This is a genomic window from Enterococcus massiliensis (genome assembly GCF_001050095.1).
Taxonomy (GTDB): Bacteria; Bacillota; Bacilli; order Lactobacillales; family Enterococcaceae; genus Enterococcus_C; species Enterococcus_C songbeiensis.
The window spans coordinates 20078-34424 of record NZ_CVRN01000006.1 but is presented as its reverse complement, the minus strand read 5'-3'; the positions used below and the strand labels follow the sequence as shown (position 1 = coordinate 34424).

Genomic DNA, 14347 nt, shown 5'->3' with positions numbered 1-14347 from the left:
TCTTATTTCTTAAATATCCTTTGGTACATAAAAACTGCGGTTATCCATTCCAAAGATTCGATCGGTATATTCTCCGGGTGTCGTTTGCCGAACAGACGTCAGCATCATCTGCATCGATGCATCCAACAAGTCGATTTGATGCAGAATCTCCGCTTCCATAATCCGTGGACGAACGGGAGAACCATATTCTAACAAGCCGTGGTGTGCCAATACCATGTGACGTAAAATCACGATGTCTTCTTCCTGTTCATCAAATTTCAACGCGATGCATGCCTTAGTGATTTCTTCATCCACCAAAACTAAATGTCCCACAAGGTTTCCCACCAACGTGTATTCTGTGGACATCGGCCCCGATAGTTCGATGACCTTTCCTAAATCATGCAAAATAATTCCGGCATACAATAACGATGCGTTCAATTCCGGGTATTCTTTCACAATTGCTTTACCTAGTCGCAGCATCGAAACCGTATGATAAGCCAAACCGCTGGCAAAGGCATGGTGATTGCGTTTTGCCGCTGGAAATTCAAAAAATTCTTTTTGATATTTGTTCAATAAAAAGCGCACGATTCGGTTCCAATGGGGATTGGTGATCTCAAACAGGGTTTGATTGATTTCTTCTTCCATTGCTTCTTTTTTTAATGGCGCCCGCTCCATGAATTGTGAAGGCTCATTGGGTTCTTCTGGTTTTGCCAAACGCAGATGCATGATTTTCACCTGTGGATTGCCATTATATAATTCTCGTTTGCCTTGGAGAGCGACAACTTTCCCCGGTTCAAAACGAGTAATTTCCTCTTCAGATGCATCCCAAAATTTGCCATCAATCGTCCCAGAAGTATCCTGAAAGGTAAAGGCAATAAATTTTTTCCCATTTTTTGCGAGACGAACGTCGGCATTTTTGATCAAAACAAAGGCCTGAAATTCTTCATCGACTGTTAATTCTTTGATTTTCTTCATTTTCTTTCCCTCATTTCCATCACTGGTTGCTGGTATTCCTGATACAAGCTTACCATTTCTGCATCAGAAGACAAACAAATCACTTGATATTTTTTTGAAAATTCCTTTAAAAGCTGTGCAAATTGTCGTTTTCGTTGACTGTCATAGTGCAGCCAGCCATCATCGATCATTACCGGACAAAGGGGATGATTTTGTTGCAGTGCTAAATAGCCGAAACGAACCGCCATGATTACTTGATCCTTGGTTCCTGTCGATAATTCATAGATAGACAAAGGTTGCCCGCTAGTAGTATTTTTCACTGCCAAGTTTCCAGATGAGATGGTTATTTGTTGGTACCGATTATTGGTCAATAGAGAAAAATAATGACTAGCTTTTGCTAATAACTGGGGTAGCTGCTGCTCTGAAAGCTCTGTTGTTAAATCACTCAAAAAAGCTGCAACTTGTTTTTTAATCCCCCATGAAAGAGCCAAGGATTGGATTTCAGCAGTCAACTTACTGCTTTCTTGATACAATTCATCCAACGTCCCATCCACTTGTAATTGTTGAATAATCAGTTGCAATCGCTGACTTTCCTGAGAAGCACTGCGCAAGTGATGGCGCCCTTCATTTAGCTGCTGACTTAGCTGAGTGAAACGCCCGTCCAATTCTTCAGCCGAAAGTTCTTCTGGATATACTTTATGCAAAAGTTCTTCCAATTCTTTTTTTCTTTGCCAAGCTTTTGCCTGTTCCCGCATGCGTTCCAACCACCATGGAATCTCGGAGGGCTGATTGATTCCTGCATGAGTAAGCAAGGGCTGATTTTTAGCAATCAACTGACTTTGCTGTTCCTTCTTCTCCTCTAGCTGTCGAGTCAATAAAACGCTGGATTGATGCGTCTGCTGTAACTTCAGTTCATTCATCTCATCAGCAAATTGTTGAAGCTGTGCCATTCGCTGAAGAATATCTCCCTTTGCCAAGGGCAGCCAATCTTCAAGAAAGTGAAAACGCCCCAGCATTCCTTGATAATTTTGATCAAGGGAAGCCAGTTGTTGATCAATTTCTTCCAAGGCTTTAGTGGTTTCTAAATACCCCGTCACGTCTTGTTGGTACCAAACTAAGCCTCTCTTTTGCTCCTCTGACCACTGACGATAGTCGGGTACACTTTCTTCGATTGCTTGAAGAAGTGTCCCCTGTTGCGTTTTAAGTGCTGTGATTTTTTCTTGAATCAAAAAAAGCTGCTCTGACTTCTCCTTTTTGACTGTTTGCTCATCCGCAGAGGGTTGCTTTCTGAAAAAGAACAAGCCCACTCCAGCGAACAAAACAGCCAGCAGAATCAAAAGGAGTTGATTGCCGATAAAAAAGCTGCTGATAAAAAGTAATCCTGCGACCGCTGCACAACTCCACCCCCAAACAGACTGCGCCATAGCAGGTTTGGTTTGAACAGTTGGTTTTTCTTCTGCCAACCATTCTTTTTTCAGTATCAGCTCTTGAATTTGTCGCTCCAGCTGTTCGCTTTCTTTTACCTTTTCAAAAAAAGACGCGGTCAATGGTACCGGCAAATGACTTGGGTCCCACGGATATGTCCGCTCCCATTCATCCAATCGCTCAATGGCTTGGCTTTGCTGTTGCAGTTTTTGTTGAAACTCATCTGTCAGACGTGCGGCCGCGACTTTTTCTTGAAGCAGAGCCGTGATCTTTCCTTCATTGGTGAGATAAAAGGTGTACCGGTCAGAATTTTGCGTTTGTGAAAGTGCCTTGTCTAGGGCCGCTTGTGTCTCGATTATTTGCTGATTTAATTGCTGATAAGTTTGGTAAAAAGTTGCCAATGCTTTTTCATCAACCGGAGCTCCGGGGCGCAATTTCTTTTTCAAACGTTGCAGCTCTTCATACTGAGACCAATACAATTGCTGCTGCTTTAATGCAGTTAATTGTTCTTCGGTCTTCTCGATTTTTTCTTCAAGAGCTGTTTGCTGTTTAGCCGCGGTTGCTAATGCGCCGTAATAATTTTGTATGTCTGATTCCTGTTGCTCTTTTTCGTGAATCTTTTGCCGCAATTCCTGCCATTCCGCCAATTTTTGATTCAACGGTAGTTTTTGCCCTTTGTGTTTAAATAATTTTTGGGCATCATTCAGGTATTCCTGCCGTTTTTCTAAAAGCTGTTTGCTTCCGGAAATGCCTAAAGAAATCAAGGCATCATGCAGTTCTCTTTCTTGAAGTTTTTCCAGTTGAGACAACTGCTCCTGTTGAAAGGTAAATACTTCTTGGAATAATTGCTGATTCAAAGGAGCAATCAAGGAAGCTAACAGACGGTCATCTCCGGTCTGTTCTCCTAGTGTCACCTTTGCTCGTCCACGATTGATCTGCTTGTAGCGTTCAACACAGATCTCACCTTCAGGAAAGGAGAGCCATAATTTCCCACCAAAACTTGCACCGTCTTTTGGAGTATAATCTTTCTTATTGCCGCGTTTTGTTGGGAAACCGAAAAGCATGGCTTGAATAAATTGATATAAAGTAGATTTTCCCGCTTCATTGGCCCCAAAAAATAATTGATTACCGGAAACAAAATCAAACGTTGCCTGCCGGTATTTGCCAAAGCCGGTGATTTCTGCCCGCAACAGTTTCATTTACTTTCCTCCCAATAAAAATCGTCTTTCAGTTCTTTTGCAACAGCAGTCAAAATCTCTTCCTGATACTGAGCAGGATTCAATACCGTTGCCGCCAGTTGATGGGTCAATAATTCTTCGTGAATCATTTCAAAGGTGGTTGTTTCTTGATAATTCGTAAGTAAAGCAGTTACCAGCTCCGTACTTGCCGGCAACGTCAGCCGATTTTTTTCTTCCTGCTGCTGAATCTCATAGACCCAAGTCAACTGGTTACGTCTGGCAAAAAGCTCATTCATGTAATCCATCAGTTCGAGAAGCTGATTTTCTGTTAGAAAATTCCCCTTGGCTGACTTAGTCGTCAGTCTGAGGGAAAGAAGGGCTTGATAATCAATGGGTTGCAACTGCGCAATAAGCTGTTGCAACACCGCTTGCGGATGATTCGTCTCAATCGGAATAGCCACTTGCTGCCAGCTTATTTCAGCGACCTGCACCATTTGTCGACGGCTTTTTCCTGCGGTAATCTCTACCAATTGACTACCGGTTGTCGTTTCCTTTTTTGTATGCCCCTGTGTGGTTCCCGGATATACAATCGGTGGTTGTTCATTCAATACAGTGGGAACATGGATGTGACCCAATGCCCAGTAATCATAATTTTTCGCCTTCATTTGGCTTAACAGAAACGGGGCATAACGTTCCCCTTGGCTGTCCCCGTGATACAGACCGATATGAACATCTACCTCACTACGATTGGGAAACTCGGTAGCTTTTGCCGCTTTGATCCATGGTTGAGTATAGCTAAAACCGCTGATGGCGTATGTTTCTCCGGCTTTCGTTTTTCCTTTGAAGGTGGTGACTGTTTCGCTGGTGAATAACGTGACATTTTTGGGAAACTCAAACCAATACCTTTGTGGATCATAATAATCGTGGTTGCCAAAAATCATGTACACCGGAATTTGCGCTTCTGCCAAACGCTGCATCTCCTCAAAAAAGAAATGCTGGGTTTTAAGTGAAGGCTTATTCTGATGGAAGGTATCCCCTGCCAGCAGCAGAAAATCCACTTCATTGGCTAACGCTGCCGACACTAAATTCGTCAGCACTTGCTGATTAAGTTTTGTAAAAGCTTTGACCGCCTGTTTTGAAAGATTTGCCAAGCCTTCAAATGCTCGGTCCATATGTAAATCTGCCGCATGAATAAAGCGTACCACGCACGTTTCCTCCCGTATTTCTTTTTCAATATCATACCATTTTTACGGCTATTCGTCAGCAAAATACGAAAACTTGTTCGCATTTTAAAAAAAGAAAAGGTACATTCCCAAAATAGGAAATGTACCTCGGATATTTTTCTTCTAAATTGCTTAGTTGCCGTATAATTCCCGAACAGGACCCATGATAATCCGATTCAAATCATTGACTACGGTACTGAAGGCTTGTTCTTTTTGCATCAATTGATTGATCAATTCTTCTTTTTGTACACGTTCTGCCATTGCTTGCGCTCTTTGGGCGTCTTCTTCTGACACTTCTTCTCCTGCCATCATTTTCGTTTGTAATTCTTGTTGCAGGGTTTGAAATTCTTTAAATAGTGCAAAGGCTTCTTCATTTTCTTTCAAACGGTCAAAAGAAGCTCTTAGTTCGCCAAAATGTTCAGATTCACGAATTTCTTTTTCTAATTGGTTTGCTGTGTCATAAATATTTGCCATGCTTGTCCCTCGCTTTATCTTATTTTCTCTATTGTAACATAAAGCGTCTAGTTACCAGAAATTTTTCCCCAGATTCCCTTGAAAAGATCTTTGGCTCCTTCTTTGACCCGGCCACCAAATTCTACCAGACCATTTTTGGCTTTTTCAGTGAAATCATCCACTGATTTATCCCAATCACTTTCTTCGTCAGAATCCACTTCGTCAGCCGCTACAACTTTGCCGCCAGTTTGATAAGCATCGGCGACCGTAAAGCTGCTTTCTGCTGTGTAAGGTAAAATATTTTGTGCCATGGAACGAAAAACCTGTCCTACAACATCTCCACTAGTTCCACTTAAATAATGATCTTTACTGGTTTTTTCATACCCTAACCAAGTGGAAATGACTACATCCGGCGTGTATCCCACGATCCATTGATCGTTTGCTTTGGAGGAATCAAAATTGGTTTCTGTGGTTCCTGTTTTTCCCGCCACAGTATATCCATAAGGCTGTGCCTGCATTGCGGTCCCGTTTGAAAAAGTCCCCAACAACATACTGGTCATTTCTTTTGCAGTTTCTTTTGAAACAACTTGTTCGGCTTTCGGATCGCTATTATCTACAATCACTGTACCTTGGGAATCCACAATTTTCGTGATCAGATGCGGATCGTACCGTTTCCCGTCATTGGCAAATGCACCGTATGCACTAGCCATTGTTAGCGGAGATTCTCCTTTTTCCAATCCACCCAAAGCCACTCCGCCCCAGTATTTATCTTTTTCAGAAAGAGTCAAGCCAAATTCCGCTGCCTTGTTGTAGCCTTTTTCCATTCCAATTTCGTGCAGCAGCCAAACCGCCGGTGCATTCAAGCTCCAAGCAACGGCTTGGTACATTGGAACTTCCCCAGAATACGTACCATCATAATTGTTCACATCATAAAAAGACAACGCTTCATCTTTTAAAATGCTGTCGGGTTTGTAGCCCGCTTCTAAAGCCGGTGCAAATACGCTCAAGGGTTTGATTGTCGAACCTGGTGAACGTTTCATTTGTGTTGCAAAATTAAAGCCCCGAAAAACATGTTCTCCTCGGCGTCCTACTAGTGCCCGAACACCGCCAGAGTTAGGATCTAAGGCTACCGAACCAGATTGAACCATCGCCCCATCTGCTGCATTTGCTGGAAAAACAGAATCATCCTTGTAAGTTGCTTCCATTTGCGCTTGATAATTTTGATCCAGCGCTGTGTAGATTTTATAGCCTTTATTCATAATATCTGTTTCATTAATATCATATTTTTCCACTGCTTCATCAATAATCGCATCGAAATAATAAGGATACTTGTAGCCGGATTCTGATTGTGAATAGGTATCATTGACAAATTCTGCAATATCCACTGCGGAAGCCTCTTGTTCTTGGGCTGCCGTAATTTTTTCGTTTTCCTTCATGACTGCCAGCACTGTATCCCGCCGTTTGTTGGCATTTTCCGGATATTCAATAGGATTGTAAATGGAAGGACCCTTTAGCATACCTACAAGGGTTGCTGCTTCTCCCAAAGTAACTTCATTGGCATTTACTCCGAAATATTTTCTTGCGGCATCCTGCACACCCCAAACCCCATTACCGAAATAAGAGTTGTTTAAGTACATCGCCAAAATATCTTCTTTACTGTATTTTTTTTCAATTTCAATGGCTAAAAATAATTCTTTGGCTTTTCGGCTGAAGGTTTGATCCAAAGTCAGATAAGCATTTTTTGCCAACTGCTGCGTGATGGTACTTCCCCCACCACCTGACGTATTGCGGTTGATAACTGTCCGTACTGCTGCCCGAGCAATTCCCTTGATGTCAAAGCCATGATGCTGATAAAAATTACGGTCCTCGGTAGAGATAACGGCATCCTGAATAAAAGGTGAAATCTGCTCTAAATCAATGTAGGTTCCTTTTTGTGCATAGAGCTTTCCGGCTTCATCGCCGTCTTTGTCATACACAATCGTGGATTCCTTCAAATCTGATTCTAAACGATCCACGTTGACCTGCTTGGCTAAATAAAACAAATACACACTTGTGACCAAAACCACGACAAGTCCCAACAAAATAATGACTTTATTGACATGGTATTTTTTCCATATGCGCTTGCGCCAATGATGGAACTGAACCAGATAAGGTTTGAGCCAGCGCCAGAACGCTGCCAGCCCTGCTTTGAATTTTGCTAGTATTTTCTGAAAATCCATTAAGTTAGACTCCTTGTTTCGTTTGTCTTGAGTGTATCACAGCGACTTCTTCCTGAAATGCGACCTAAGTCGGAGTGTCTGCCGATTTTCACCCATATGCTAGTAATCATATCATTTAATTCTCGGGAAAAAGTTGTTTTTTTCTTAAATATCTTTAAAAAATGCTATACTAATCTGGAAAACAACAAGGAGATAGACATGAGATACGAGATAATTTTACCAAAAGATCAGGAAGAACAAACTTTGCGCCAACTACTGGAAACCGAATGGCTGGTTCCCCGCAAGGTCCGCCATTTCTTACGAGTACGTAAAACCGTTTGGGTTAATGGAGACGTTGCAACTTTTCAACAGATGTTACAAGCAGGAGATCGGATAACCGTAGAATTAGCTGAAGAAGATTACAGCTACCAAGAGGTTGTATTAGGGGACAAAAAAGCAATCCATGTTTTGTACGAAGACGAACATCTGATTGTCGTCAACAAAGGGGCCGGTCTCAAGACCCATCCGAATCAGCCGCAAGAAACCGGAACATTGCTCAATGATTTGGCTGCCTATTTGGCTGATAAAGAACAGCGACCTTATGTGGTTCATCGTTTAGACAAAGAGACCAGCGGTGCCATTCTTTTTGCAAAAAATCCGCTAGTTTTGCCAATTCTCGGTCGGCTGTTGGAGCAAAAAAAAATCTACCGCCGCTATCAAGCCGTTGTTTCAGGAAAAATCGACCATGATTTGACGATTACCAAAAAAATCGGGCGGGACCGTCATGATCGCCGCAAGCGAGTCATCGACGAACGTAATGGTCAAACAGCTATCACCCATGTTTCAAGCCAGCAGGCAACAGCAAAACAAAGTCGAATTTTTTGTGTGCTAGAAACTGGGCGCACTCATCAAATCCGCATCCATTTAAAAAGTATCGGTCATCCGATTCTCGGTGATCCTCTCTATGGAAAAGCTGATGAGCGGCTGCAGCTGCATGCGTATGAGCTGTTTTTGACTCATCCTTTTACTAAGGAACACTTGCAGATCACCGCTGAACCGGGATTGTGGTGAAGGAAGATTTCGAAAAAAAAGCGTTGTTCAGGAAAATTCCTAAACAACGCTTTTTGACTAGTTTCTTCTGTATTCCATCAAAGTCCTAAAAAGGAAGAAGGATCAACAAAACCGCTCCAGACAGATGTGCTTAAACCAAAATGCAAATGAACACCGGTTGAATTTCCGGTAGAGCCCATTTGACCTACGGATTGCCCAACTTTGATACTTTGACCAACTGTCGCATTGATTTTACTTAAATGCATGTAATAAGAATAGTAGCCGTTATCATGTTTGATGATCACATAATTGCCGGCGCTAGGATCAGTGCCTGCCATTTCCACCACACCATCTCGTGCTGCCATCACATTTTGACCGTAAGAGCCGGTAAAGTCGATTCCATCATGTTGAGTGCCGGAAGCGCCTGTAGGATCTTCTCTACCGCCAAAACCACTGCTGACAGATAGTTTCGTTGCTAACGGCGAAGCAAAGCCGGTAGCAGCAGTCTTAGCTTTTTCTTCTTCTGCTTTTTGAGCTTTTTGCAATTTCGTTACCGCCGTTTGCTGTTTCTTGATCGTTTCGTTGGTTGTTTGAATCTGGGCGTTTATTTCTGCCTCTTGATTCTCCAACTCTGTGGTTTGATCAGTGAAAGCGGCGATTTTTCCTTGTAGTGTAGCGAAGGAAATATGTACATCGGATTGTTCTGCAGTGACCGTTTTTTTCTTTTCAGTCAGTTCATTCAATTCACGGTAGACATCCATCACTCGTGAGGAATAGTTGACGGTCGACGATTGGACAGCGGGATGATACACCATAGATTCCATAAGCGCTTGTTTTTCTTTTTCAGCCGTCGTGACTTCTTGAAGTTCTGCCTGCAGGTCATTCAATTCTGCAGCAGTTTTTTCTGCCGTAGTTTCTGCCGTTGCTTTTTCTGCAGCAATCTCTGTTTTTTCTGAAGCTAATTCTTTTAATTGTTGTTGTAAAGCAGCAACTGTTTTTTGACTAGCAGTCAATGTTTTTTGGGTTGCTGCGAGTTGATCAGTGGTTTCTGAAGCAAAAGCGGTGGAAGAAATTCCCATGCTCATTACTAATGCGGCTAAAGCAATTGTCTTTCTGATTTTCAATAAAAGACCCCTTTTCATATTTTTTTTACCTTGCATAATTTAGCATGGATTTTTATGAAATGGGTAACAATGCCGTTACGTTTTCTTGTCGCTCCCTTCATCAGATTGCAACAAAACCACTTTTTATTACGAAAAAGTTTCAAAATCTAGGATATGTTACAAAAGAACAAACTATTTTTTAAGTTGTTTGATTATTTCTTAAGCTTTTTTCTTCATTGGTTACTTGTAGCTGAGCAATTTCATCTGCCGTCAATGGTCGATATGTCCCTAGTTTCAAACTATCCTCCAAGACCAGACTACCCATTCGAAGACGTTTCAAATAGGTCACTTTCTTTCCAACCGCTTTGACCATCCGTTTAACTTGATGGAATTTGCCTTCATGTAGAATCAAGCGAATCTCGGAGGTTTGCGTGGTTTCATCCTGCGTTAAAAGCGTTAACTCTGCCGGCATCGTTTCTTCTCCACCATCGATGGTTACTCCCTGCGCAAAAGCAGCCACATCCTCTTTTGTCATGATGCCGTCGATTTTTGCGAAATATTCTTTTTCTACATGTTTTTTTGGCGAAAGAAGCCGATGGGCAAGCTCGCCATCATTGGTAATCAACAGTAAGCCTTCCGTGTCCTTATCCAAACGTCCCACCGGGAACAAATCTTCCCGGGCATCCTCCTTCAACAAAGACAATACAGTCGGGTCTCGTCGATCTGTCGTAGCTGAAACCACTCCCTGAGGCTTATGGAGTAAGTAATAAAAATATTTCTGGTAGATCACCGGTTGTCCATCAAACAAAATTTGATCTTCTTCAGTCACTTGGGTTTTATCTGAGGTGACTACTTGTCCATTAACCCGAACCAATCGACCTTTGATATATTTTTTGACTTCTTTGCGGCTGCCAATCTGCATGTCCGCTAAAAATTTATCCAAACGCATGGTCGTTCCCTCCATTAAAAATGCGGCATCAACCAAAGTCAATACCGCCATTGTGCTATTTTATGTGCAATTTCCCTCGCATTTTCTTCGCTGTTGCTCCCAGCAATTTATCTGCCAAACGAATTTTCAGCGCCATATATACGTAACTGCCGCCGCCGACACCAGCCACCAGCAAGACCATGATAAAGGATTGAAATTTGCTCTCAGTATTTAAGAATAAATCACTGATTTGTCGAGTGATAACAGCCAAAACCAACATTATCAGTGTCATCAGAAAAATGAGAACGGTTCGCCGAAAGGTCAGTGTAAAATTAAAGCGGGAAATCTTGTGCATTTTCCGCATATTCAAGTAACAGGTCAAACCAAAACCAAACATGGTCGCGATCATCGGTCCGTATACTTCAAATAAACGAATCATTGGGTATTGCAAAATTAGTTTAACCAATAAACCCAAGGCAAAATATTTGATAGCTGCGCCATTTTCGTACATTCCCTGCAACATGCTGGCAGTCATCATGAACAAGCCCAAGAATAAACCTGCGATACAGGCTTGGATCAACACTTTGGCGCCCAGAGCATCTGGTTCATAAAACAACGTATTTAAAGGATAGGCCAACAGCATCATCCCAAAACTAGCCGGCAACATCACGAAAGAGAACAGTTGCAGATTGTTGCTGATTAGTTTTGCCAGGCCCCGGTGATCTCCCACGGTTCGTGCTTCGGTGATCAAGGGCAACCCAGTAGAAGAAATTGACGTTGCCAAACCGATTACCACCATCGTCAGTTTATCTGGATTGGCACTAAAAATTGAAAAAAGATCCTTCAACTGGTCACTGGAATATTCGGTAAATCGTTGCATGCTGCGAATAAAAGTAAATTGATCGACTAATTTAAACAATGTGATTCCGGAACCAATGATAATAAACGGAATGGCTTCTTTTACAGTTTCGATCAGCAATTCTTTTGTATGGATCGTTGCTTCCTGTCCGCTATACTCCACCAACGTATCCATACGAACTTTTTCTTTTTTGAGAAAATAACCCAATACGGCAAAACTTGCCAGTACTCCGATAAACGCAGCAAAAGTTGATTGCGTCACCGCTTCAGTATATTCCCCATTCAATGTTTTCATGATGATGAAAGTCGCCAACAACATATACGCCACACGGGCAATTTGTTCAACGATTTGTGAAATCGCAAAGGGCCGCATGTCTTTAAAACCTTGGAAATACCCTCGAATGACACTCATACAAGGAAAGACCAAAATTGCGACACTCAAGGAACGCATCGTTGGCACCAACTCTGCGCCACCACCAGATGCCTCCGCTAAAAAAGGAGCCAGCAAATACATGATACCGGCAGAAATAATGCCGAAAATTCCCATCACCTGTAACGCACGAATGAATAATTTACGGCTGGTACTGTACTCATTCAATGAATTATAATGTGCGGTCTGTTTAGCAATCGCAGCCGGGATGCCGGCCGTCGAGATCATTAAAAACAAAGCATAGATATTGTAGCCCATATTAAACAGGGCGTTGGCAGCTTTGGCATTTTCTCCCATCCAAGCATACCAAGGTAAAATATAAATCGCTCCCAATAAACGCGAGCCGATGTTGCCGATGGTCATCCATGCAGAACCACGGGCCATCCGTTCTTCATTTGTCAATTCTGCTGGTCGTGTTTTGTTTTCCATTTGTCCACAATCTCCAACTTTCTATGTATCAAGGCATATTCTCTATTTTAAAGGGAAACTATCAATGTAGCAATTACTTTTGGTAAATTTAACGAAATTCATTGGAATTCCTTTTTTCAGCTGTGAATTAGAAAAAAATTCTTTTCTACTTTCAAAATGTCCGTCTTTTTTTCGTTTTTCATGAAAATTCTAGAGAATTTTCTCAAAAGTATTGGCTAAATCCGAATTCATGGTATACTTGTAACAATTTATTTTACGCCCTTGATTTTCTCTATTTTTTAAAGCGAGCTGAAAATAAAACAAGTTATTACCCATCTAAACCTATAAAGGAGGAGCAAAAGTGGAAACATTATTAAAAAAACATATTTTAGCTGCTGGTAAAAAACAACCTGCCGATCTGGTCATCAAGCAGGTTCAAATTGTCAATGTATTTACCAAAGAAATCACAGTTGGTGATGTCGCAGTTTGCGATGGAAAGATCGTTGGAATCGGTCATTATGAAGGACTCACCACTATTGACGGTAAAAATCAGTATTTGGTTCCCGGCTTTATTGATGGTCACGTACATATTGAAAGTTCGCTTTTATCTCCCCAAGAATTTGCCAAAATCTCCTTGCTTCATGGTGTGACCACGGTGGTAACTGATCCCCATGAAATCGGAAATGTTGCCGGTAGCAAAGGACTTCAGTTTATGCTGGAAGATGGCAAGCAATCGCCCATGACTATTTTTGTCATGCTGCCTTCGTGCGTACCGGTAACCCCATTTGAAACCAGCGGCGCCGTCTTAGATGGAAAAGCCTTGGCACCTTTTCTTGAAGATCCTAATGTTCTAGGACTGGCGGAAGTGATGAATTACCAAGCCGTTGCTACTGCGGAAACGGATATTTTAGATAAAATCAGTCGCATGCACCAACAAAAAAAGAAAATCGACGGCCACGCTGCCGGCATCACTGGTGAAGCTCTGAATGTGTATCCCGCTGCAGGAATTCGAACTGACCACGAGGCAACCACTGCCGCCGAAGCCAAAGAACGCTTGGCACTGGGCATGTATCTGATGGTTCGAGAAGGAACCGTCGCAAAAAATCTTGACGCCCTTTTACCGGCAATCACACCAGAAAATTCCCGCCGTTGCTTATTTGTGACGGATGATAAATTGATTGATGATTTGGTAGCAGAAGGGTCCATCGATCACATCGTTCGGCAAGCGATCCAAGCAGGCATGGAACCGTTGCAAGCCATTCAAATGGCTTCATTAAATGCCGCCGAATGTTTTGGTTTAACAACTCTAGGAGCAATTGCTCCAGGGTATCAAGCTGACTTCTTTTTGACAGATGATTTAAAAACTTTACCTATCCATACCGTCTTTGCCAAAGGGGTCCCGGTCGTTCAATCTGGTCACTTAAACGAATCCTGCTTTTCAGCTCCATTGGCTTTTGAAAAAGAATTACCAAAAATCAGTGTACAGCCGTTAGATACTCACTCGTTTGATTTACCGCTGACTGCTTCTAAAGCCCATGTGATTGAGATCATCCCCAACAGCTTGTTGACGAATGATTTAATAGAAGATGTTCAAACAGTAAAGGGCTTGTTCCAGCCTTCGATTAAAAAAGATCAGCTGAAAATCGCTGTTATCGAACGCCATCATGCCACTGGAAATATCGGATTAGGCATCGTGAAAGGTTTTCAGTTGAAGGCAGGTGCCTTAGCTACTACGGTGGCCCATGATTCCCACAACATCGTGGTAGTGGGAACTTCTGACGAAGAAATGCGCTTTGCTGCTAATCAATTGATCAAAAAAGGCGGCGGTATGGTCGTTGTTCATCAAGATAAAGAATTGGCGTGTCTGCCGTTGCCTATCGGTGGGTTGATGTCTCAAGAACCCTTCATGGCAGTCAATCAGCAGTTGATCCAACTGACGGAACAGGCACGAAAACTAGGTGCCAGCCGTGCCTTCAATCCTTTCTTGACCCTTTCCTTTTTGACACTATCGGTGATTCCCGAATTGAAGATCACCGATAAAGGATTATTTTCTTTTTCCAAGTTTCAACTGATTCCTGTCAACGACTAAATTTTTATCCTTCTTCAAAAATAAACCGCCAAAAAAATTGGCGGTTTATTTTTTTGGAATAAGAAAAGTCT

General features: G+C 42.2%; 10 protein-coding genes. 2 read left to right on the top strand and 8 right to left on the bottom strand.

Annotation, left to right across the window (positions count from 1 at the left end; all coding sequences use genetic code 11):
• Positions 1-9: 9 nt before the first annotated feature.
• The 5 genes from BN1875_RS04920 to BN1875_RS04900 all read right to left on the bottom strand — a co-directional run bounded on the left by BN1875_RS04920 (position 10) and on the right by BN1875_RS04900 (position 7431).
• Positions 10-954 carry a 3'-5' exoribonuclease YhaM family protein gene (locus BN1875_RS04920; protein ID WP_048603740.1) on the bottom strand — a complete coding sequence of 315 codons (945 nt, stop codon included), beginning with the start codon at positions 952-954 and terminating at the stop codon, positions 10-12.
• Positions 951-3557 (bottom strand): ATP-binding protein, encoded by a 2607-nt coding sequence (locus tag BN1875_RS04915; RefSeq protein WP_048603739.1) that lies wholly within the window; start codon positions 3555-3557, stop codon positions 951-953. The genes BN1875_RS04920 and BN1875_RS04915 overlap by 4 nt, the downstream gene beginning before the upstream one ends.
• Positions 3554-4741: a metallophosphoesterase family protein gene (locus tag BN1875_RS04910; RefSeq protein ID WP_069959629.1), complete on the bottom strand. Its 1188-nt coding sequence runs from the start codon at positions 4739-4741 to the stop codon at positions 3554-3556. The genes BN1875_RS04915 and BN1875_RS04910 overlap by 4 nt, the downstream gene beginning before the upstream one ends.
• Before the next feature lie 150 nt (positions 4742-4891).
• Positions 4892-5233 (bottom strand): YlbF/YmcA family competence regulator, encoded by a 342-nt coding sequence (locus tag BN1875_RS04905; RefSeq protein ID WP_048603738.1) that lies wholly within the window; start codon positions 5231-5233, stop codon positions 4892-4894.
• A gap of 47 nt (positions 5234-5280) precedes the next feature.
• Positions 5281-7431: a PBP1A family penicillin-binding protein gene (locus BN1875_RS04900; protein ID WP_048603737.1), complete on the bottom strand. Its 2151-nt coding sequence runs from the start codon at positions 7429-7431 to the stop codon at positions 5281-5283.
• Between the two features lie 198 nt (positions 7432-7629).
• On the opposite strand from BN1875_RS04900, the gene BN1875_RS04895 reads away from it, so the two are divergent.
• The gene (locus BN1875_RS04895) at positions 7630-8481 is read left to right on the top strand and encodes an RluA family pseudouridine synthase (RefSeq protein WP_048603736.1); all 852 of its coding nucleotides are present in this window, start codon (positions 7630-7632) and stop codon (positions 8479-8481) included.
• A 77-nt stretch (positions 8482-8558) separates the two neighbouring features.
• Here the strand turns inward: BN1875_RS04895 and BN1875_RS13320 are convergent, their stop codons facing one another.
• The 3 genes from BN1875_RS13320 to BN1875_RS04880 all read right to left on the bottom strand — a co-directional run bounded on the left by BN1875_RS13320 (position 8559) and on the right by BN1875_RS04880 (position 12208).
• Complete coding sequence (locus BN1875_RS13320) at positions 8559-9584, bottom strand: M23 family metallopeptidase (RefSeq protein ID WP_053082150.1); 1026 nt, start codon at positions 9582-9584, stop codon at positions 8559-8561.
• 178 nt (positions 9585-9762) lie between these two features.
• Complete coding sequence (locus BN1875_RS04885) at positions 9763-10512, bottom strand: pseudouridine synthase (protein ID WP_048603735.1); 750 nt, start codon at positions 10510-10512, stop codon at positions 9763-9765.
• A 55-nt stretch (positions 10513-10567) separates the two neighbouring features.
• Positions 10568-12208, bottom strand: coding sequence for a putative polysaccharide biosynthesis protein (locus BN1875_RS04880; protein WP_048603734.1), 1641 nt, complete (start codon positions 12206-12208; stop codon positions 10568-10570).
• 340 nt (positions 12209-12548) lie between these two features.
• Here BN1875_RS04880 and ade point away from each other — a divergent pair, with 340 nt between their 5' ends.
• Positions 12549-14276 carry an adenine deaminase gene (gene ade / locus BN1875_RS04875; protein ID WP_048603733.1) on the top strand — a complete coding sequence of 576 codons (1728 nt, stop codon included), beginning with the start codon at positions 12549-12551 and terminating at the stop codon, positions 14274-14276.
• The last annotated feature ends 71 nt before the right edge of the window (positions 14277-14347 follow it).

Coding starts and splice junctions, on each gene's coding strand:
- BN1875_RS04920 (WP_048603740.1), bottom strand. CDS start 954: ATGAAGAAAATCAAAGAATTAACAGTCGATGAAGAATTTCAGGCCTTT.
- BN1875_RS04915 (WP_048603739.1), bottom strand. CDS start 3,557: ATGAAACTGTTGCGGGCAGAAATCACCGGCTTTGGCAAATACCGGCAG.
- BN1875_RS04905 (WP_048603738.1), bottom strand. CDS start 5,233: ATGGCAAATATTTATGACACAGCAAACCAATTAGAAAAAGAAATTCGT.
- BN1875_RS04900 (WP_048603737.1), bottom strand. CDS start 7,431: ATGGATTTTCAGAAAATACTAGCAAAATTCAAAGCAGGGCTGGCAGCG.
- BN1875_RS04895 (WP_048603736.1), top strand. CDS start 7,630: ATGAGATACGAGATAATTTTACCAAAAGATCAGGAAGAACAAACTTTG.
- BN1875_RS04885 (WP_048603735.1), bottom strand. CDS start 10,512: ATGCGTTTGGATAAATTTTTAGCGGACATGCAGATTGGCAGCCGCAAA.
- BN1875_RS04880 (WP_048603734.1), bottom strand. CDS start 12,208: ATGGAAAACAAAACACGACCAGCAGAATTGACAAATGAAGAACGGATG.